The organism is Clostridium mobile (genome assembly GCF_018918285.1).
GTDB lineage: Bacteria > Bacillota > Clostridia > Clostridiales > Clostridiaceae > Clostridium_AW > Clostridium_AW mobile.
In genome coordinates this window covers 179,652-201,585 of the sequence record NZ_JAHLQF010000001.1, presented here as the reverse complement: position 1 = coordinate 201,585, position 21,934 = coordinate 179,652, and the positions used below count along the sequence as shown (strand labels likewise).

Here is a 21,934-nt window from a genome sequence, read left to right as displayed (position 1 = left end):
GTTTTAAACCTATTTCTAGAGCTTTTATTTATTTTAAAATATAAATCACTTTACAATAGAACGTATGTTCTATATAATTATAGTATAATTATATTGTAGGGTGATGTTATGGATATTAAGGAAAAGATTAGAATACTTTCAGATGCAGCAAAATACGATGTGTCCTGTTCTTCTAGTGGAGGTAATAGAAAAAATAAGAAGGGAGGACTAGGAAATGCTAATCCATCAGGAATATGTCATAGTTTTACTCAGGATGGAAGATGTATATCCTTATTAAAAATTCTTTTAACGAACTATTGTTGTTATGATTGTGCTTATTGCATAAATAGAATTTCAAACGATATTGAGAGAACTGCTTTTACACCGGAAGAAATTGTGGATATTACAATAAATTTTTATAGGCGAAATTTCATAGAAGGGTTATTTTTGAGTTCAGCTATATATAGAAATCCCAATTATACTATGGAGCTATTGTTAAAGGTAGCCTATTTGCTAAGAAAAGTCTATAAGTTTAATGGATATATACATATGAAAGCAATACCAGGAGCAGATGAAATATTAATAAAAAAACTAGGGGAATTAGTTGATAGATTAAGTGTGAATATTGAATTACCAAGTAATAATAGTTTAAAATTATTAGCACCTCAAAAGGAGATTAATAATATAATCAAACCTATGTCCTTCATTAATAAGCATATTCATAATAACAAGGAAGAAAAAATTAAGTATAAAAATTCTACTAATTTTGTTCCAGCTGGACAGAGCACTCAGCTTATTGTAGGAGCAACTAGAGAAAGTGACAAAGATATATTAAATCTCTCAGAAAACTTATATAACAAGTATGATTTAAAGAGAGTTTATTATTCTGCATTCGTTCCAGTAACAAAAGACAATAGGTTAATATCAATTAAAAACCCTCCATTATTAAGAGAACATAGGCTTTATCAAGCTGATTGGTTGTTAAGGTTTTATGGATTTTCTGCAGGAGAAATTTTAGACGATAAAAATCAAAATTTAAGTTTAGATTTTGATCCTAAAACTCAATGGGCCTTAAATCATTTAGAGTTTTTTCCTATAGAAATAAATAAAGCTTCCTCTAGAGATTTACTGAGGATACCAGGAGTTGGTGTTACATCAGTTAATAAAATTACTAAAATTAGAAAGGTGCACTCTATAGACTTTGATGATTTAAAGAAAATAGGTGTGGTGCTAAAAAGAGCTAAATATTTCGTAACTTGTAAAGGTAAGTATTTTGGTGAGATTAAATTTGATGAAGAAAGTATAAAAAATTATATACTGAATGGGACAGCAAAGGATACTTATCATCAAATATCATTATTTGAGTTAGAAAAACATAGGATGCTATTAGGGGATGTATGAGGTGATAAAATGGTAGTATATATTTATGATGGAAGTTTTGAAGGGCTCTTAACAGTTATTTATGAAGCTTATTATAATAAATATAAACCAGAAAAAATAATAAAAGAAAAAGATTATACATATAATTTTCTTTATCACATTATTAGAATTGAAGATAGTAAAGAAAAATACGAAAAGGTTTATAGGGCTATGAAAAATAAATTAGCTAGTTCATCTATAAATAATATATTTCTACTTCATATGTCGGAAGTAGAAGGAGCAGAAAATTTAATATTAGATTATGTTAAATTAGCGTTTAAAGTAGGTAAAGATATAGACATACATTTGCATAATCCAATAGTTAGCAATGTATATAATATAATTAAAAAAGTGGAAATTGAAAAACATAGAATGCTGGGCTTTATTAGATTTCAAAATTTAGGAAAAGAATTATACTATAGTGCAATTGAACCAGATTATAATATATTAGAACTAATAATGCCACATTTTAAAGAAAGATTTAGATATCAAGATTTTATTATACATGATGTAAAAAGAAATATTGGAGGAATATATTCTAAATCAAAGGAAGAATGGATTTTATGTCCTATAAATTTAGAAGACATTCCTCAAGTGTGTAAGGATGATTTATATAATAAACTGTGGAAAGAGTATTTTTTAAGCGTCTCTATTGAAGAAAGAATTAATCCAAAATTTCAAAGAAAAATGATGCCTAAAAGATATTGGAAGCATATATTTGAGGTCAATACTTAAATGATTAAATTAAGAACATGGCCAGTATTGTAGTTATTACCAATCCAATAGCCACAGGTTTAAAATTACGTCTCGCTAATTCAAAAGGGTCAACATTACATATAGCTGCTACAGGGATAAGAGCCCATGGTACTATGGTTCCACCTCCAACCCAAATACCAGCCAATTGTCCTAAAGCTGTTAAAGTGGCAGTACCTCTTCCCAATGCAATTCCAAATATTTTAGCTACAGATCCGGCTAAGGAGATCCCTGAGAAACCTGATCCATCAAGCCCAGTTATTATTCCAACTGTAGTTAAAGTAGTGGCACCTATTGGAGCGTTTAATGGAACGGAATTTGCAAGATATATTCCTAAATCATTAACTAATCCTGTAGAACCCTTAGGTAAAACTTCACCAAATACTTTAATGAATCCAGAGTCACCAAGATAGAAAAATGCAGCTATAGGTATAACTGGACCAAAAACTTTAAATCCAAAGGTAAAGCCTTCTACAATATAGTTAATAACAAGAGATGATGCATCTTTTTTTCTAACAAAGATTGTTATTAATATTAAAATAGATAATGCGGTGCCTCCTATTAAAGCAGTAGCATCTCCACCTTGAAGATTTAATTTATACATAAGAAAAATATCAAAAGCAAACATTATCATTATTATTAAAGAAAAGATTTTTCTTAATTTGGGACTGATTAAGTTATAGAATTCACGATCAGAATCGTTAAGATCATAATCACTTTTATTTAAGGATAAACTTCCGTTCTTCATATCTCGTTTTATCATAAAAAATGCAATTGTTGTAGTAACTATACCCATTACTGCAACTAAAGGTATGGAAGCTGATAAAACCTCTCCAACTGCAATGCCAGCACCATCAGCTGTAAGATTTGGAGCACCTTGAATTACAAAGTCTCCGGATAAAGCTATACCATGACCAAATAAATTCATAGCAACTGCAACTCCAAGAGCAGGAAGTCCAGCTTTAATAGCTGCAGGCAGTAGTATAGCTCCAATTAAAGCAATAGCTGGTGAAGGCCAGAAAAATAAGGATATAATCATCATAGATATTCCTATTATCCAGTATGCTAATGCTGGGGTTCTCATTAGTTTAGTAAGAGGATGTACCATGGTTTCATTTATACCAGTCTTATTCAAAATAACACCCATTGCGGTAATTAAAGATATGATTAAAATAGTACCTAATAGTTCCGTTATTGCTAAAGCAAAACTATTAAATACACCGGTAATTGCAGATGATAAAGAGCTTGTAGCGAAGATACCTAATGTGAAAATACCTACAACACATAAAATAGTAATATCTTTTTTAAATATCATGAATAGAAATATAGCAATAATAAACATCAAATAAATATAGTGTAAAGAGTTTAAAGTAATAGCCATAATTGAGCCCCCCATAATATTTCATACTAAAAAATATGAAATTAACTTACAATGTGTTACAAATATATTTGTTATATGGAAAGGAAATGATAAAATGAATATATAGTTTAAAACAGGGGGGAATAAACTTGGAGAAAATAATATATACATTAGTAATTGCATTACTTGGGGGCTATATTGGCATTAAGGCTAAAATACCAGCAGGAGCTTTAGTTGGAGCTATGATTTCCGTAGCTATTTATAATATATACACTGGAAAGGGAGACATACCATATAACTTTAAGTTGTTAAGCCAAATAGTAGTAGGTGGTATGATTGGGCTAAACTTTACTATGGACAGTGTGAAGCAATTAAAAAGTTTAATATTTCCAGCTATTATATTAGTAGTAGGATTAACTTTATTTAGTCTTATATTAGGTTTTATAATACATAAGATTACAGGTCTTGATTTAATAACCTCATTGTTTAGCAGTGCACCAGGAGGTATTACAGATATGACTTTAATTTCAGAAGCATATGGAGCTGATATATCTAAAGTTGCGTTACTACATCTAATGAGATTAGTTACTGTAATTACTGTAATGCCTATTGCGATAAAAATATTCTCTAAAATTATGTTAAAAAAATAAAAGTGACCTAGATTTCTAAGTCACTTTTTATTTATTATCATAAGTTAGATTAACTATATAGATGCAGCTTGTTTAGTAGAAGCACCACCATCAATTGTATCTACTATCATAGCTACAGCTTGGTCGCCTGTAACGTTACATGCTGTTCCGAAGCTATCTTGAGCTATATATAAAGCTATCATTAAACCTAACATCGCTTCATTAAATCCTAATATACTTTGTAAAACTCCTAAGGAAGCCATAACTGCTCCACCTGGTACTCCAGGAGCGGCAACTATTGATATTCCAAGCATAGCTACAAAATAGAAGAAGCTACTAAACTGAACCGGCATATTGTTTAACATCATAACGGACATAGCACATATTGATAATGTAATTGTACTTCCTGACATATGTGTAGTAGCACAAAGAGGAATAGCAAAGTCTCTTATACCCTTAGAGATACCCATTTTTTCTGAACATTCAACGTTTACAGGTATAGTTGCAGCTGATGATTGAGTTCCTAAAGCAGTAAGATATCCAGGTAATTGCAATTTTAAGCAAGTAAATAAATTCTTTTTACTTATGGTTGTACCTATTGCAAATTGGAATACTATAATTGCTATATGTGCGCAAATTACAATTATAAATACCTTACCAAATACTGAGAATACAGATGCAACTTGTCCGGTTTTAGTCATGTTAGCAAATATACCCACGATATGGACTGGTAGTAAAGGTATTATAATGTTTTCTATTACTTTTGTGATTATAGCTTGAAAGTCAAAAGCAACTTTCTTAAGTATTTCACTCTTAACTGCTGAAATACCTAGTCCTAAAAGAAAAGCTAGAACTAAAGATGTATTTACGCTCATTAGTGGAGGCATTTCTACGGTAAAGAATGGAGATAGACTCTCACCAGCCTCAGCAATTGCAGCAGCAGTATCAGCAGTAATTATTTTTGGTAATAGTGTTTTCCCTAATAAATAGGCGAATACACCTGAAATAAGTGTAAATACATAAGAAATTCCAACAGTTATTCCAAGTAATTTTCCAGCATCAGTTCCTAGGTCAGCGATACCAGCAGTAACAAATCCAAGAATTAATAATGGAATTATAAATCCGAGGAAATTACCAAAAATTGAACTAAAAGTAACAAAAATGCGGATAATTGCTTCTGGAAAGAATTTACCTAAAATTACACCTAAGGCAATGCCGACTATAATTTTGGGAATTAAACCCAATTCAAATTTTTTACTCATACATTTTCCCCCCATTAATATTAAATTTTTTGAATGTTAAAAAAATACTAACAAAATGAGTATATCATATTTAAAAAATGTCCGCAATATGCGAAATCTGAGTGTTAAAGCTAGATTTCTTAAATAAAATAATGTTTGATAAAATACTTAATTTAATTATTAAAAGGAAAGAAAACATACAAAAAAAGGTAAATCAGAACTATTAAAATATATATATTCATGCGTTTATAGAGGATAAATGTAAGTATAAGAGAGATATTGTCAGTAACATTTTTGATAAAAATATGAAAAAAATTTAAATGTTTATATTGTGTTTAGAAATTAGGATAAAATTGTCCACTCCAGGAAAAAACTTAGGATTAATAAAGATGTATGAGAGATATTTATAAAAAGAATTAAGTTGCTATTTTTTAGTAACAAAATAGTAAATATAAAATAAATTAGTATTATAGGTTTAGTAATTGACAGGAGGATTATTAATGAACTATGAGGTAAGAGACTGTATGGATGCAGGAAGTGAATACTGTCCTTGCCATTTAGCAGAAAGTGGAGAATGTCTTTTGTGTTCACAATTAAGAGGGAAAGATTTTTGTGATTGTATTAATTGGAAGGGAGTATGCATTTATCAAGAATTTGTTTGGAATGGAGAAAAAGCTAAAGATGGAAGAAGTGAAATTCAGTGTGTTTTGCTAAATAAAAAATATATTTATGAAGATTTAGTGCTTTATACAATATCCGTTCCACATAAATTAGCTAAAGAATTAAATAGCCCTGGAACTTTCGTATTTTTAAGAAAGCCAGATAGTGAGTATTTCTTTTCCACTCCAATTTCTGTTATGGAGGTAAATATAGAGGAAAATAGAATAGTTTTAGCCATTGAAGTTAAAGGAGTAAAGACTAAAAACCTAGATCTTTTAAAAGAAGGAGAAAAAATTTTGTTAAAAGGTCCCTATTGGAATGGAGTATTAGGATTAAAGAACTTAGATAAGAGTAAAGATGGAACTGCAGTTGTAATAAGTAGAGGTATAGGTCAAGCTCCTATAGTACCAGTATTAAAAAAACTATATACAAATAATAATAAGATATATGTACTAATTGATAGTAAACCTTATGAAAAAATATTTATTGACAATTATATTGAACAATATAATTGTGAAGTAATAGATACTACAGTCATAAATGAAAAAGGAGAGATACCTTCTGAGTTCAAAAATATATTAATATCCATATTAAAGAGTGAAAAGGTTAATATAGTACATTCATCCGCAGCAGATATAGTTAATTATAATGTATTAAATTTAATAGGAGAAACTGTTGAATTTTCCTGCTGCAATAATGGTAAAATGTGTTGCGGAGAAGGAGTGTGCGGAAGTTGTAGTGTAAAAAACAAGTATTTCAATATTGAAAGATCTTGTAAGCTTCAAATAGATCCCAGAAATATTTTGGAGGGAAGAAAGTTACTATGAAGGTTATTGTAATTGGCGGAGGCTGGTCAGGATGTGCTGCAGCTATAACAGCCAAAAAAGCTGGAGCAAAAGTTATTTTATACGAAAAGACTGATATGTTAATTGGCCTAGGTAATGTAGGAGGAATAATGAGAAACAATGGAAGATATACCGCAGCAGAAGAATTGATTAACTTCGGCGCAGGAGATTTGATCAATATAACAGATAGTAATACTAGACATAGAAATATAGAGTTCCCAGGACATGGTCATGCATGGTTATATGATGTAAATAAAATAGAGCCAGATGTAAGGAAACATTTAACAAGCTTAGGAATAGAGTTAAATTTTATGACTAGAGTTGTAGATGTAGAGAAGAATGAAAATAAAATAATAGGAATATATCTTTCCGATGGTACCTATGTAAAAGGAGATGTATTTATAGAAGCTACTGGATCAACAGGACCTATGGGTAATTGTTTAAGATATGGAAATGGATGCTCCATGTGCGTACTTAGGTGTCCGGCATTTGGACCAAGGGTAAGTATTAGCGCTAGAGCAGGTGCGGAAGATCTTCAAGGAGAGAGAGAGGAAGATGTTTACGGAGCTTTTAGCGGTTCATGCAAGCTTTGCAAAGAAAGTATAGGAGAAGAATTATTAAAAGAAATTGAGGAGAAAGGATCAGTGGTATTAAAAGTACCACCAGAAGATATAAATATTGATAAATTAAAACTTAAAGTATGCCAACAATATGCTTTAAGGGAATTTGCAGAAAATATAATACTTTTAGATACGGGTCATATAAAATTAATGACTCCTTTTTATCCTTTAGATAAATTAAGAAAAATAAAAGGACTAGAAAAGGCTAAATATATTGATCCATATGCAGGAGGTAAAGCAAATTCTATAAGATATCTTTCAGTGGCACAAAGAACTGATGATATGAGGGTTAAAGGTTTAGATAATTTGTTTTGTGCAGGTGAAAAATCAGGTTTGTTTGTAGGCCATACGGAAGCTATGTGCACTGGTTCTTTAGCAGGACACAATGCAGTAAGATACCATTTAGGAATGTCTTTACTAACTCTTCCAAAGGCTACTGCTATAGGAGATATAATATCTTATGCAAACAGTCAAATGGAAACAAAGGAAGGAAGAAGAAAAAGATACACCTTTGCAGGAGCTGAATATTTTAAGAGAATGAAAGAAGTAGGACTTTATTCTATAGATGACGCAGAGATAGCGAAAAGAATTGAAAAATTGAATTTAAAGGATATTATGAATCAAAAATTAATTTAAATTATATTGAAATATATAAATAGAGCTCTTGTATATATGAAATACAGGAGCTTTTTTCATATATACTATTCTTATTGAATTCATTTTTGTGATATAATATGGATATTCTGATAAACTAATTTATGGGAGTGGAGTAATATGGGAATTAAAATACTTGATAAATTGAATCCCATTTATGAAATGTTTGGATTGATTTATATGAGTCATAACTACGAAGAAATTATTGATGCGGCAATACAAGAACTTAACAATGATGGAGTTAATGGAGAGTTAATTATAAAGAAAAATTTTAAGGTAATTGATAAATATATAAAAACTTTTGATAAATATAAGATTATTAATGAAAATGAAGTGTTTTTTTTTGATGAAGATGATGCATCTATTTTTATGTTAATTGCTTTTGTTTTAATTAACAATGAAGATTTAATATATTCCTTAGATAATATAACAGATGATCAGTTTAAATCTATAATTTTAGATGTTTATAATGAGATGTTTGAGGATGAAAAGACTATAGATTCTATTAGTACACTAAATAATATAATGGAGTTTTTAAAAGGACTAGATCTTAAAGAGAATACTAAATGGAAGTTAATGATTATTTTAAATGATCCTAAGAAGTATTATAAATCTCTAATTAAGATAATAGAAGATAATAGAAATGCATATAATGAAGCTTATAAAGTTATTGAGAAACCATTGTCTAAATTGTTAAGTAATTATATTAAATATGTTAATTCAGATAAATGTGAGATATTAAATAATATTATAAAGGATAATGATAATGAGATTAGTGTAATTCCTACATTAGCATTTGGTGCTTCATTAGTTGAGTTTAAAAATACATATTTCATGGGAGTATTATATGAGCTTATATCCCAAGAGTGCATTAATTGCATGGGGAACAAGGGTGAACTTGTTTTAAAATTAAAAGCCTTAAGTGATAAAAGCAAATTAGAAATAATATCACTTTTAAAGGTTGGCCCCAAGTATAGTTTGGAGATAGCTGAAGCCTTAAAGCTTACTCCAGCTACAGTTTCATATCATATGTCATCCTTAGTAGAATGTAGCATGGTTGTTGTAGAAAAGAAACAAGGTAGGATATACTACCACTTAAATAAAATAGGATTAAAAAATTTTATAGATGAATTAAATAGTGTATTATTATAAAAAATCTCTCAGTATAGCTGGGAGATTTTTTTATTGAGATAAATCATGAATAATAAAGTTGTCTAATTTATTTGACAAGTATCTAACTTGAGAATATAATAAGAACATGAGTTAGATAATCATCTAATTAATTAGATGATTATATGAATATGTAATTATGATTAAATTAATTTAAGTTAGGAGAATTGCTATGAAAGAATGTATTAAAAAAAATAAACTGCTATTAGTATTAACGGTTATATTTAGCGTAATATCATCAGTAGCTATGGTAGGGCTATCCTTATTTATTCAAACCACTATAGATTATGTTACTAGTAGAAACATGGTGGGGTTTAAAAGAATATTAATATATTCCGTGGGATACGGTATTCTTATAGGATTACTATATTTTATATATGATATTTTAAGTAAAATGTTCATCAGAAATTTATTGAAAATGCTAAGAAATAAAGCATTCTTGGGAATACTTAGAAGAAACTATAAGGATTTTAATTCTAAAAATACAGCTGATTATATTTCCGTATTAACAAATGATATAAAATTGATAGAAGAGAACTATATAGTTCCATTACTTTTAATTCTTCAATATAGTGTTATGTTTGTGGTAACAGTTATTCTTTTATTATATTTAAGTCCATTGGTTACATTAGGGATATTCATAAGTATGTTATTAATTTTTATAGTACCAAGTATATTTGGAAAAGCTTTAGAAAGTAAGCAATTAGAACTTTCAAATAGACTATCATTTTTTACTTCTAAAATTAAAGATATATTTTCTGGATATGACGTTATAAGGTCATATAATTTAAGAAACAATATAACTAAAGAGTTTCAAGAGGAGAATAATAATTTAGCTAACACAAAGTTTCAAGCTGATAAGATATTTGTGATAAATGAATCAATATCTCAAATGTTAGGATTGGGAACACAGTTTGTAGCTATATTTTTATCAGGATATTTAGTTATAAAGGGTAACTTAACCATGGGAATGCTTATTGCCATAGTTCAACTTTCGGGTACCTTTGTACACCCAGTAATAATGATAATGAGTAATGTTCCTAAACTTAATAGTGTTAAACCTATAATTGAAAGAATCGATGATTTTTCTAATTATAAAGATAATGATTTTATAGGTAAAGATAAACCTTACTTTAATAATAACTTAGAGGTCTCAAAATTATCTTTTAATTATGGAAATGAAAAATCTGTTATTAATGATATAAGCATAAGTATAGATAAAAATAAGAAGTATGCCATAGTAGGGGAAAGTGGATGTGGTAAATCTACTTTAATAAAGCTAATGCTTGGATATTATTCTGATTTTAGCGGAGATATAAAATTTGATGGAAATAGTATTAAGAACTTAAATATAGAACAGTTAAACGAAATGATTTCAATTATACATCAAAATGTGTACATGTTTGATAAAACTATAAAAGATAATATATGTTTATATAAGGGGTTTTCAGAAGAACAGATAAATAATGTTTTAAATTTAAGTGGTGCAAATAAATTTATAGATGAAACAAGTAATGGATTAAATTCTTTAGTTGGTGAAAATGGTAGCAATCTTTCAGGTGGACAAAGACAAAGAATTGCAATCGCTAGAGCTCTAATTCAAGAAACACCAATACTTGTATTAGATGAAGGTACTTCTGCTATAGATATGCAAACAGCTTATGATATAGAAAGTAAACTTTTAAATATAGAGAATCTAACACTAATTACCATTACTCATAAAATGAGTGAAGAATTATTAAGTTTATATGATGAGATAATATATATGGAAAATGGACATATAGTTGAAAGAGGAAATTTCAAAGAGTTGTTAGAAAAGAAAGATAAGTTCTTTAAGTTTTATACAGTATAAAGGAATATTAATTATTTTTAATATTATTTACCACCTTGGTAAAAATAATATTAAAAAATAATAAAGGATTGATTATGTAGTGGAAGAAAAAATAATAAAATATCTCTTAATAATAAATCTAGTTTTTATAAGCTTAATTCTTTTTACAAAGGTAACTATTTTATATAAATTAATGAAGATTTTAATAAAAGCAGTTATTAGTCCTTTACTGATTTCTGTATTTTTTTATTATCTAATTAGACCATTAAATGAAGTTTTTAAAAAGAAAGGATTAAAGTCTTCTGTAACGTCAGCGCTTACTTTGACAATTTGGATATTTATTTTATCAGGGATATTTTTTTATTTTACTCAATTAATTACTCCTGAATTGAATGGACTAATAAATGAATTTAAAAACATTGGAGAAAAAAATAGTCATATTAATAAAGCGCTAGACCAAGTTGGCAAATATATAGATATAAGTAATATTTATAAAATGTTTATGGAATCTGTAAATAAATACATGCAAAATATAGTGCAAAATTTATATAAAGGATTTAAATACATTATGGATAGTTTCTCAAAACTTCTTTTAATACTAATTACAATTTTTTATCTATTAAAAGATGGAGATAAATTTAAAAATGGATTTATAAATTTATTTCCTTATAAATATAAAAACATTGTAAGTAGTATATTGGAGGAAAGTCATGTGGTTTTATCGCGGTATGTAATAGGGCAGAGTAAAGTAGCATTTTCCCTTAGTATAATGATATACATAGGCTATAGAATAATACATATGCCTAATGCACTATTATTTTCAGTAATCACATTTATTTTAGCTTTTATTCCTTATATTGGATTTTTTATATCTATGATTATTCCTACAATAATTGCAATTTCAACTGGATTTACAATGCTTATAAAGCTTGGGATTACTTTTCTTATAGTTCAGACTTTGAAAGGTAGAATAGTAGTGCCAGCTATCATGGGCTATACTATGGATATACATCCATTAACAGACATATTTTTAGTAATAGGAGCTGTAGCTTTTGGAGGGCCGCTAGCCGCCTTTGTTATAGTACCCATTTATGGTATATTAAAAATATTTATAAGTACTATTTATAGATATGTAATAAAAGAAAGGCTTTCTAAATAGCACGTTGTGTGATATTGTATATTTGTATGTAAATTATGGAATAGGATGTGTATTGTATGAAGATTATTTGTTCTATTGGTCCAAAGGTTAATAATATAGATTCCATAGATAAACTTATAAAAGCAGGTACAGATATTTTAAGATTTAATTTTTCACATATAAATTATAAGGATACTGAAGCTTTAATAGATTATACGCAAAAAAAATATAAAAATATTTCTATACTTCAAGATTTAGCTGGTAATAAAATTAGAGTCAGTAGAAGTTTTCACCATCAGTATAAGGTATTTGCTGGAGACACAGTATATTTTTGCAGTGAAAATAGCTATAAGGAAAGGAAAGACATTATAGAAGACAGGATTTTTTATGTCCCACTTTCATTTCGAAAAGATCTTTCACTATTAAAATCTACAAAAACAATCTATATGAAAGATGGTACAATGGAGTTTGAAGTTTTAGATAATAATAAAGACATCATTAAAACTGTTGTAAAAAGGGGCGGAATGATTAGAAGAGAAAAAGGGGTCAACGCTCCAGGTGTGGATAGAAGCTTTATGGGACTTACAGCGAAAGATAAAAGGGATATAATCTGGGGATTGAATAGGGGAGTAGATATAATATGCCTTTCCTATGTCTGTTATGCTGAAAATATGAAGGAATTTAGAACATTTGTAAATAAAAACTCCAATGGTAGAAAGGTTAAATTATGGGCAAAGATAGAGAGTAAAGAAGGAATAGAAAATTTTCAGGAGATATTGAGTGAAAGTGACGGAGTAATGATAGGTAGAGGGGATTTGATTTCAGAGATAAACTATGAAGAAATTCCTATAGTTCAGGAAAATATAATAAAACAAATAAAAGACAATAATAAGAATATTATTATTGCTACATATGTATTGGATTCAATGAAAAAAAATATAAGACCAACTTTAAGTGAAATGAGTGATATTTATTATTTCTTGAAAAATGGTGTATATGCTATCATGTTAGCAGGTGAAGTTTCGGTGGGAAGTAGACCTATACTAACGGTATCTACAATGAAAAAATTAATAGAAACATATTCAAAATAATACTGCAGTAAAATTCTGCAGTTTGTTATTTTTTTGAGTGAACTTTTTGGTACATAGAACGTTAAATGGGTGAGGAGTGATAGAATGAAAGGAATAGTAGTAGAAAATTTAACTAAAACTTATGATGGAACTTATAAAGCTATTGAAAATATAAATTTTACAGTAGAACAAGGGTCTATAGTAGGTTTTTTAGGGCCTAATGGCTCTGGTAAAACCACAACTATAAGAATTTTAAATGGTATTTTAAAACCTACTGCAGGGAGAGGAGAAATATTAGGAAAAGACATAGTAAAAGAAGCCCATGAAATCCATAAAATCTGCAGCGTAATGACTGAGACAGCTGCATGCTATGAAAATTTATCTGGCAAAGAAAATCTAATGTTTTTTGGAAAGTTGCATGATTTGCCTTATTTGGTTTTAAAAACTAGAGTAGAAGATATACTAAAAAAATTAGGATTATATGAACATAGAGACAAGAAAGTAAAAGAGTATAGTACAGGTATGAAAAAAAGAATAAGTTTAGCTATTGCTTTAATTAACAACCCTAAAATAGTTTTTTTAGATGAACCAACTTCAGGATTGGATCCTGAAACTGCTCAAAATGTAACAGAACTTATAAAGAATATGGTTTATGAAAGCGGTACGACTGTATTTATGTGTACTCACCAATTAAGGTATGCGGAGGATATATGTGATACCTATGGATTTATTAATAAGGGAAAAATATTAGGTTTTGGAAGCTTTAAAAAATTAGCAAAAGAAAAAGACATAGGAGATAATTTAATAATAAGAGGGTATGATATTCCTAATAACTTGGGATTTTCTGAAAAGAGCAGTGGTGTATATAAAAGAGAAATAAATTCAGAGGAAGAAATTCCTCAAATATTAACTAATGTAATTAATAATGGTGGTAAAATTTATGAAGTTAAAAATTCAATATGTAGTTTAGAAGAATTATATTTTGCTTACACAAGGGGGGATAAGATTGAGTAATAAAGAAATTGCTTTAATAAAGAAGGATATAAAAGAAATTTTTTCATCAAAACAAATATACTTGCCCATGATAATAGTACCTTTATTAATGGTTGTTATAATGCCTAGCGTAATTTTAATGGGTGTTAATTTTTCTAAAGATACTTCTAGCCTTATAAAAGATATGAAAGGTTTGTTAGAAATTTTACCTTTGAATTATGGAGAACTTGCTACAGAACAAAGGATAATTAAAGCATCCATAGATTATATTTTTCCAGCATTTTTTCTTTTAATACCAATTATGTGCTCAAGTATAATTGGAGCTAGTAGCTTTGTTGGAGAAAGGGAACATAAAACATTGGAAACTTTATTTTATACACCTATAAGCTTAAAAGAACTATTCAGAGGTAAAGTATTAGGGGTGTTTATACCTTCATATTGTATAACTATAATCTCTTTTTTAGCATTTGGTATAGTAGTAAATTTGGGAAGTTGGAAATATTTTGGAAGAATTATTTTCCCAAATGTAAAATGGACTATATTAATACTTTATTTAGTGCCTGCAATTACGTTACTTGGACTTACCTTTACCGTATTGATTTCAGCTAAATCTAAGACATTCCAAGAAGCTCAACAAGTTAGTGGACTTATAGTATTACCTATAATTTTATTATTAGTTGGTCAAATAACAGGTGTTTTTTTATTAACTAATAGTATTTTACTAATATTAGGAACAATAATTTATATTATAGATTACATTTTATTTAATAAAATAACGGGAAATTTTGTTTATGAAAAATTAGTATAAACCCTTAGGCAGGTGATAGATTTGGTAGAAGAGAAAGCTTTGGTACAATCAGCTAAAGCTGGAGATAAGGAGGCTATGACTCTCTTAATAAATAATAATTATAATATATTAAAGGGATATGTAATAAAGCTTACTGGTAATACAGAGGAAGCAAAGGATATTATACAAGAAACTTTGCTAAGGGCCATAGTTAATATTGATAAATTTACTCCTAAGTATAGATTCTCCACTTGGCTTATAACTATTGCTACAAATCTATATAGGGATAAGTTAAGAAGAAATAAAAATATACTATCTTTTAATGAGGAAATAGAAATTACTAAAGATAATTTAGAAAATAAAGTTTTAAACAATATTTTAATAAAGCAGGCTTTAGAAATATTGCAGGAACTGCCTTATGAGAAGAGAACGACTTTTATTTTAAAGCATTATTACAATTTTACTTATGAAGAAATAGCGAATATCATGAAATGTCCCGTGGGTACAGTTAGATCTAGACTTCATAATTCAATAAAAACTTTGATAAAGAAAATGAAGGAAAGAGGGATAATAGATGAATAATAATAAAGACTTTGAAAATATGAAAGAATTTATGGATATTTTAACAAATGATAATTTTGATATAAGTTTAAATATAGAAGAAATAGTGAAAAAGGGCATGGAGATTAAAGAAAGAAGGAATAGAATAAAAGATAACTTAATTTTCGTTTTCTTAGCATTTGGGATTTTGTTAGGATTGTTCAGCTTAACTTTTATTTGGGGAATAGAATTTATAATATATTTTCAAGTAGCCATAATGATATTAGCCCCTCTTATAGTACTACCTATAACTAGAAACCTTTTTCTAAGGGAGGACAGATCATGAAGTTAAGTAAATTTCACATAATTTTTTTATTTATAGTGATCCCCATACTTTTATTACAAGGATTATGGATATTTAATGATGCGAAAAAAAGAGGGGAGAGAAAGTATTGGCTTTGGGGATTATTTGGAATATTGAACACACCGGGAAATTTAATTATTTATCTTATAGTAACAAGAGCTATAATTGATAAATACGTGAAAAAATAGATTAAAAAGAATGTTTCATTTTTGTCTACTCTCATAGTATATATAAAGAGAATTATTAGGAGTGGAGATTTATGTACAATTATTATAATTTAGTTGTAGGAGAAAAGACATTAGTACCTATAGCAGATGGGAGAAAAGTAAGATATGTGAACTTAGATAATGCGGCTACCACTCCAGCTTTCAAAAATGTTGTTGAAGATTTAATAGCTTTTTTACCCTACTATTCCTCTATACACAGAGGAATGGGGTATAAGTCACAAATTTCAACTAAGTTTTATGAAAATGGGAGAAAGGCTGTAGCTAAGTTTGTAGGTGCAGATTTAAATAATTCATCAATTATATTTATAAAGAATGCAACAGAAGGAATTAATAAACTAGCTAATATGTTATATAGTAAGTACAAGGATGATGTTATTTTATCTACGGAAATGGAACATCACTCTAATGATCTTCCTTGGAGAAAATTTAAAGTAGAGTACGTTAAAGTAGATAGTCATGGTAGGTTATGTCTAGATCACTTAGAAGAGAGTTTAAAGAAACATGAAGGAAAAGTTAGGCTTGTAGCGGTTACAGGTGCTTCTAATGTAACAGGATATAAAAATCAAATTCATACTATTGCTAAAATCGCTCACAGCTATGGTGCAAAAATTTTAGTAGATGGAGCCCAATTAGTTCCCCATGCTCCCGTAGATATTAAACCTTTTAATTCCCCAGAGCATATAGACTACTTGGTGTTTTCTGCTCATAAAATGTATGCACCCTTTGGGATAGGTGTATTAATTGGACCTAAAGATGAGCTAGGAGATTTGCCACCAGATTATTCTGGAGGGGGAACTGTAGATGTGGTAACTCATGATTATGTAAAATGGCTTGATACTCCTGAAAAAGATGAATCTGGTTCACCTAATGTACTAGGAGTTGTAGCACTTACATCTGCCATTAAAACTTTAAAAAATTTAAATATGAAAAATATAGAGGATTATGAAAATAAATTACTGAAATACACATTGAGCCGCATGGAGCGAGTGCCACAAGTGAAGCTATATTGTAGAAATTGCAATGAAAATGTATCTATAATAACCTTTAATGTGGAAGGAATATATCATGAAGTTGTTTCAAAGATATTATCTAATGAGTTTGGAATAGGAGTTAGAAGTGGGTGTTTTTGCGCCCATCCTTATGTTCAAAAATTGTTAAATATAAGTCCAGAAGAGGTTATTAGAATATCAAGAGAACATGAAAATAAACCTGGCATGGTAAGGGTTAGTTTTGGAGTTTATAATAATTTCAATGAAATAGACTATTTTATATATGCACTTAATAATATAGTAAAAAAGAAGAGTTTTTATTTAAAAAAATATGGTAAATAAAATCTAAGAGAAATAGATGCTTAACTTAAGCATCTATTTTTCTTAGATTAGTGATAAATGTATTTTCTTATTAGCTTTTGATTATATTAAAATATCTCTTTTGGTAAATACGAAATGAGATATTAAATAACAAACTATTGTCCAAACAAGTAAAACAGTTATTCCATATGTGGTAGTGATAGATGGATTTTGCAACCTTTGAGCTAAATTTCCATCAAAAAGGTTAGATATATTTCCATAACTTATAAATAAGTAATGGGATCTTTTTATTACAGCAGGAATTACTTGAGATAAAATTGTTGCCATGATAACAGATATAATACCCAAGGTCATAGATGCCATACTACTTTTTAAAATAGAAGATACTAAGAATGCAAAGGCCACACAAGCCACTATAAATAAAGTTTGCATTAATAGCATATTTAAAGTATATTGCCATACAGGTACCATCTTACTACTATTAGCTAGTTCTACAAAAGCAGGATTACCAAACATATCTAATTTACTATAGTCAAATTTATACAAGGTTCCAGTAATAACAGGTAAACTAGGATTACCAAAGCCAAGTAACAGTCCTATAATTACAAAGAATATGAGTTCTGAGGAAATAATTAGGAATATAGCTGAAATAGTTACCGCTATGAACTTGGACAATAATACTTTACCACGGGATACAGGTTGTATTAATAAAAACTTTAGCGTTGGTGGTGTACACTCTCCAGATACTATATCAGCAACAAAGAGAATTACTCCAATAACCAACAACAAGGATCCTAATATATCATTTACTAATGTTTTAAGAAAATTAAATCCATTAAAAGCATATTCTTCTTGAGGGTTTATATTATTATCATATAGATATTTTAATTTATTTAACTCTAATTGCTGATTATGTTTATCTGTAGATTTATTATCTGAATTTGCTAATTCTTTTTCAATAGCTTCAATATTTGTCCTAAGTTCTGCCTTCCAATCTCTTTCCTTTTTACCAGATTTTATTAGGCTTTCTAACTCCATAATTTCTTTTTCAATTTCTTTAATGTTTGAATCAATGCTTGCTTTTTCATCTTCAGGAGCATTATTTTTTTGGTCTAAAAGAGACTCTCTATAGTTTGTATACATTTCAAGCTGGGCTTCAGGGGTATTAGATTTAATTCTTCTTTGTTCTGATTTATATCCAGCCACAGATACTACTGCTATTAAAGCAATAAAAGCTATGTAAACTATTATAGTTTTGGGTCTTTTTACTAGTTTTCTTATTTCGTTATATATCAATGTAAACATTAGTTTTTCCCACCCTCCATTAGTTCCATATATCTTTGTTCTAGTCCTTTATGTTTTTTATAAACCTCTTCTAATTCTATACCAGAGGATACCAGTTCTTTAATTAATTTAGGGGCATGGTCCTTATTTAAACTTACCACTAAATTATCGTTTTCTAGTTCTATATCATGGACAAATTGTAAATTTTTCAGTGTTTTATTACATTTATCAATTTCCTTAGTAGTGATAATTACTATTTCTTTAGAAGCTTTATCTCCCATCCCATTAGTATTTTCTATGGATTGAATTATTCCTTTATTAATAAAAGCAACTCTATGACATAGTAATTGAATTTCACTTAGAATATGAGATGAAATGAAAAACGAAGTCTTTTTCTCACGACAAATATTCTTTATTAGACTTCTAAATTCTAATATACCACTAGGGTCTAAACCGTTAGTAGGCTCATCTAATATAAGAAGTTTAGGTTCAGGCAGAAGCGCTGCTCCAATGCCCAGTCTTTGCTTCATACCGAGAGAATATTTTCTCACTTTATCATCAATTCTATCTTTTAAACCTACTATATCAATGATTTCATCTACTTTTTCTTTTGATATACCTCTTATTCTTGCAATTTGCATTAGATTTTCCCTACCAGTAAGATATCCATATAATTCTGGATTTTCTACTACAGCACCTATATGAGAAAGAGCAGCCTCTCTTTCTTTAGATAAATCTTTACCCATTATCTTTATGCTGCCTTCATTAGGGTGTATTAAGCCCACTAACATTCTTATAGTGGTAGTTTTACCCGCTCCATTTGGCCCTAGAAATCCAAAAATTTCTCCTTCCTTCACAGAAAAACTAACTCCCCTTATAATAGGTTTACTACCTAATCTTTTACATAAATTATCTACTTCAAGCACATTCATTAACTAAGTCCTCCTTAGAATATCATATTAATCAGTATGACCAATTAATATTATTCTAACATGGCTTTTTAAAGTTAACTTTAAGTAATCCTTAAAAAAATCTTAATAATTATAAAAAAATATTTATTTTTACTATTGACAATAGATTTCAATGCTAATATAATAGTCACAACAAGAAAAAATATAATAATACTTATCAAGAGAGGTGGAGGGACTGGCCCTGTGAAGCCCAGCAACCAGTATTATTTAGTAATACAAGGTGCTAAATCCTGCGGTGTATACCGAAAGATGAGGAAGAGACTAGGTTTTTAGCCTGAGGATATCCTCAGGCTTTATTAATTGAATAAAATCTTATCAAGAGAGGTGGAGGGACTGGCCCTATGAAGCCCAGCAACCTGTAGAAATACGAGGTGCTAAATCCTGCGGCAATTGCCGGAAGATGAGGATAAATAGGCTTAAGACCTGAGGATATCCTCAGGTTTATTTTATTAATGCATAAGGGGGATTAAAATGATAGCAATACAAGGAGTAAGCAAAAATTATAACGATATTGCAGTATTAAAAGATGTAAATTTAGAAATAAACGAAGGTGAAATATTTGGAATAATAGGTAAAAGTGGAGCAGGAAAATCTACCTTATTAAGATGTTTAAATGGTTTAGAAGGATATACCGAAGGAAGTATAAAAGTTATGGGAGAAGAAGTAAAAGAACTTACTTCTGGTAGAATGAGAGAATTTAGAAAAGAGATGGGTATGATATTTCAAAACTTTAACTTGCTAAATACTTCAAATGTTTTTGATAACATAGCTCTACCTTTAAAAATTTGGAACAAAGATAAAAAATATATAAAAGAAAGAGTGACTGAGTTATTAAATTTAGTTGGGTTGAAGGATAAAAAAAGTAGCTATCCAAGGGAATTAAGCGGTGGTCAAAAACAGAGAGTTGCCATAGCCAGAGCATTAACTTTAGAACCTAAAATACTACTTTGTGATGAAGCCACTTCTGCCTTAGATCCAGAAACTACTAAATCAATACTATCTTTATTAAAAGAGATAAATGAAAAGTTAAATATCACTGTAATTATAGTAACTCATCAAATGGAGGTTATAAAAGAAATTTGCAATAAAGTAGCATTGATAGAGGGTGGTGAAATAAAAACTTGTGGACTTGTAAAAGAATTATTTTTAAAACCAGAAGGAGAGCTAAAAAGATTATTAGAAGGAGATGAATTACTTCCTAATGACGGAGTAAATATAAAAATATTTTTCCCAGGTGAAGTTAGTGAATCTTCAATAATAACATCAATGGCTAGAGAATTAGATATAGACTTTTCTATAGTCTGGGGAAAACTTGAGAACTTTAGACAAGAAGTATTAGGAAGCTTAATAATAAATGTGAATAAAGAGTATAAAGAGAAAATATGCAGTTATTTAAGTAGTAAATCTATAGGATGGGAGGAGATGTAACATGTATAAAGAAATATTAATATCTGCCTTAAAGGAGACTGTATTTATGGTTGGTTACTCCACTATATTTGCTGTTATTATTGGATTTATTTTAGCAATAGTCCTGGTAGTTACCGATGATAAAGGATTAAAACCTAATAAATTTATTTATGGAATTCTAGATTTATTTATAAATATTTTAAGATCTTTTCCATTTATTATATTAATGATAGCTATAATACCTTTAACTAAATTATTGGTTGGAAAAAGTATTGGCACAGTTGCTGCAATAGTTCCATTAACAATAGGAGCAGCGCCTTTTGCAGCTAGAGTATTAGAATCGGCATTAAAAGAAGTTGAGCCGGGTCTTATAGAAGCTGCTAAATCTTTTGGGGCTACAAATACTCAAATATTATTTAGGGTAATGGTAAAGGAAGCCTTTCCTTCCATAATAAGGGGAATAATACTGACAATAATAAATCTAATAGGTTATTCTGCCATGGCTGGAGCTGTAGGTGGAGGAGGACTAGGACATGTAGCTATAAGCTATGGATACAATAGATTCAATACAGAAGTTATGATTTATACTGTCATAGTATTAATAATCTTAGTCCAAATAATACAAAGTTTTGGTAATTTAGTTTATAAAAATTTAAATAAATAAAATTTTAATTCTTAAGGA

21 protein-coding genes and 2 riboswitches are annotated in these 21,934 nt (G+C 28.9%); of the genes, 17 read left to right on the top strand and 4 right to left on the bottom strand.

Going from position 1 to position 21,934, the window contains the following annotated elements; all coding sequences use genetic code 11:
* Positions 1–108 precede the first annotated feature (108 nt).
* A complete protein-coding gene (locus KQI86_RS01055) occupies positions 109–1,380 on the top strand; it encodes a putative DNA modification/repair radical SAM protein (RefSeq protein WP_216437306.1) in 1,272 nt (423 codons plus the stop codon).
* Between the two features lie 9 nt (positions 1,381–1,389).
* Complete coding sequence (locus tag KQI86_RS01050) at positions 1,390–2,133, top strand: TIGR03915 family putative DNA repair protein (RefSeq protein ID WP_216437305.1); 744 nt, start codon at positions 1,390–1,392, stop codon at positions 2,131–2,133.
* Between the two features lie 4 nt (positions 2,134–2,137).
* Here the strand turns inward: KQI86_RS01050 and KQI86_RS01045 are convergent, their stop codons facing one another.
* The gene (locus KQI86_RS01045; RefSeq protein ID WP_216437304.1) at positions 2,138–3,532 is read right to left on the bottom strand and encodes a hypothetical protein; all 1,395 of its coding nucleotides are present in this window, start codon (positions 3,530–3,532) and stop codon (positions 2,138–2,140) included.
* A 128-nt stretch (positions 3,533–3,660) separates the two neighbouring features.
* Between KQI86_RS01045 and KQI86_RS01040 the strand changes: the two genes are divergently transcribed.
* Positions 3,661–4,161 (top strand): AbrB family transcriptional regulator, encoded by a 501-nt coding sequence (locus KQI86_RS01040; RefSeq protein ID WP_216437303.1) that lies wholly within the window; start codon positions 3,661–3,663, stop codon positions 4,159–4,161.
* 53 nt (positions 4,162–4,214) lie between these two features.
* Here KQI86_RS01040 and KQI86_RS01035 read toward each other — a convergent pair whose 3' ends face one another.
* A complete protein-coding gene (locus KQI86_RS01035; protein ID WP_216437302.1) occupies positions 4,215–5,402 on the bottom strand; it encodes a dicarboxylate/amino acid:cation symporter in 1,188 nt (395 codons plus the stop codon).
* Positions 5,403–5,881: 479 nt separating this feature from the next.
* Between KQI86_RS01035 and KQI86_RS01030 the strand changes: the two genes are divergently transcribed.
* The 12 genes from KQI86_RS01030 (at position 5,882) to KQI86_RS00975 (ending at position 17,611) form a co-directional block, all read left to right on the top strand.
* On the top strand, positions 5,882–6,868 hold the full coding sequence (locus KQI86_RS01030; protein WP_216437301.1) for a sulfide/dihydroorotate dehydrogenase-like FAD/NAD-binding protein: 987 nt from the start codon (positions 5,882–5,884) through the stop codon (positions 6,866–6,868).
* Positions 6,865–8,142, top strand: coding sequence for an FAD-dependent oxidoreductase (locus KQI86_RS01025; RefSeq protein ID WP_216437300.1), 1,278 nt, complete (start codon positions 6,865–6,867; stop codon positions 8,140–8,142). Before KQI86_RS01030 ends, KQI86_RS01025 begins: the two co-directional genes overlap by 4 nt.
* A 138-nt stretch (positions 8,143–8,280) precedes the next feature.
* Complete coding sequence (locus tag KQI86_RS01020) at positions 8,281–9,312, top strand: ArsR/SmtB family transcription factor (RefSeq protein WP_216437299.1); 1,032 nt, start codon at positions 8,281–8,283, stop codon at positions 9,310–9,312.
* Between the two features lie 190 nt (positions 9,313–9,502).
* A complete protein-coding gene (locus KQI86_RS01015; RefSeq protein ID WP_216437298.1) occupies positions 9,503–11,182 on the top strand; it encodes an ABC transporter ATP-binding protein in 1,680 nt (559 codons plus the stop codon).
* Positions 11,183–11,261: 79 nt separating this feature from the next.
* On the top strand, positions 11,262–12,320 hold the full coding sequence (locus KQI86_RS01010; protein ID WP_216437297.1) for an AI-2E family transporter: 1,059 nt from the start codon (positions 11,262–11,264) through the stop codon (positions 12,318–12,320).
* 56 nt (positions 12,321–12,376) lie between these two features.
* Positions 12,377–13,390: a pyruvate kinase gene (locus KQI86_RS01005; RefSeq protein ID WP_216437296.1), complete on the top strand. Its 1,014-nt coding sequence runs from the start codon at positions 12,377–12,379 to the stop codon at positions 13,388–13,390.
* A gap of 84 nt (positions 13,391–13,474) precedes the next feature.
* Entirely contained in the window at positions 13,475–14,383 is a 909-nt protein-coding gene (locus tag KQI86_RS01000) for an ABC transporter ATP-binding protein (RefSeq protein WP_216437295.1), read from the top strand.
* A complete protein-coding gene (locus KQI86_RS00995) occupies positions 14,376–15,170 on the top strand; it encodes an ABC transporter permease subunit (RefSeq protein ID WP_216437294.1) in 795 nt (264 codons plus the stop codon). The genes KQI86_RS01000 and KQI86_RS00995 overlap by 8 nt, the downstream gene beginning before the upstream one ends.
* 21 nt (positions 15,171–15,191) lie before the next feature.
* Positions 15,192–15,731: an RNA polymerase sigma factor SigY gene (gene sigY, locus KQI86_RS00990; protein WP_216437293.1), complete on the top strand. Its 540-nt coding sequence runs from the start codon at positions 15,192–15,194 to the stop codon at positions 15,729–15,731.
* Complete coding sequence (locus KQI86_RS00985) at positions 15,724–16,035, top strand: hypothetical protein (protein ID WP_216437292.1); 312 nt, start codon at positions 15,724–15,726, stop codon at positions 16,033–16,035. The genes sigY and KQI86_RS00985 overlap by 8 nt, the downstream gene beginning before the upstream one ends.
* A complete protein-coding gene (locus KQI86_RS00980; protein WP_216437291.1) occupies positions 16,032–16,241 on the top strand; it encodes a hypothetical protein in 210 nt (69 codons plus the stop codon). Before KQI86_RS00985 ends, KQI86_RS00980 begins: the two co-directional genes overlap by 4 nt.
* A gap of 71 nt (positions 16,242–16,312) precedes the next feature.
* Positions 16,313–17,611, top strand: coding sequence for an aminotransferase class V-fold PLP-dependent enzyme (locus KQI86_RS00975; protein ID WP_216437290.1), 1,299 nt, complete (start codon positions 16,313–16,315; stop codon positions 17,609–17,611).
* A gap of 81 nt (positions 17,612–17,692) precedes the next feature.
* Here the strand turns inward: KQI86_RS00975 and KQI86_RS00970 are convergent, their stop codons facing one another.
* Together KQI86_RS00970 and KQI86_RS00965 are read right to left on the bottom strand one after the other, a co-directional pair.
* Positions 17,693–18,895 carry an ABC transporter permease subunit gene (locus KQI86_RS00970; RefSeq protein ID WP_216437289.1) on the bottom strand — a complete coding sequence of 401 codons (1,203 nt, stop codon included), beginning with the start codon at positions 18,893–18,895 and terminating at the stop codon, positions 17,693–17,695.
* Positions 18,895–19,806 (bottom strand): ABC transporter ATP-binding protein, encoded by a 912-nt coding sequence (locus tag KQI86_RS00965; RefSeq protein ID WP_216437288.1) that lies wholly within the window; start codon positions 19,804–19,806, stop codon positions 18,895–18,897. Before KQI86_RS00965 ends, KQI86_RS00970 begins: the two co-directional genes overlap by 1 nt.
* A gap of 190 nt (positions 19,807–19,996) precedes the next feature.
* Positions 19,997–20,101, top strand: a riboswitch (SAM riboswitch).
* 53 nt (positions 20,102–20,154) lie between these two features.
* Positions 20,155–20,252, top strand: a riboswitch (SAM riboswitch).
* 64 nt (positions 20,253–20,316) lie between these two features.
* On the opposite strand from KQI86_RS00965, the gene KQI86_RS00960 reads away from it, so the two are divergent.
* Positions 20,317–21,273: a methionine ABC transporter ATP-binding protein gene (locus KQI86_RS00960; RefSeq protein WP_216437287.1), complete on the top strand. Its 957-nt coding sequence runs from the start codon at positions 20,317–20,319 to the stop codon at positions 21,271–21,273.
* Between the two features lies 1 nt (position 21,274).
* Positions 21,275–21,916 (top strand): methionine ABC transporter permease, encoded by a 642-nt coding sequence (locus KQI86_RS00955; RefSeq protein WP_216437286.1) that lies wholly within the window; start codon positions 21,275–21,277, stop codon positions 21,914–21,916.
* Positions 21,917–21,934 lie beyond the last annotated feature (18 nt).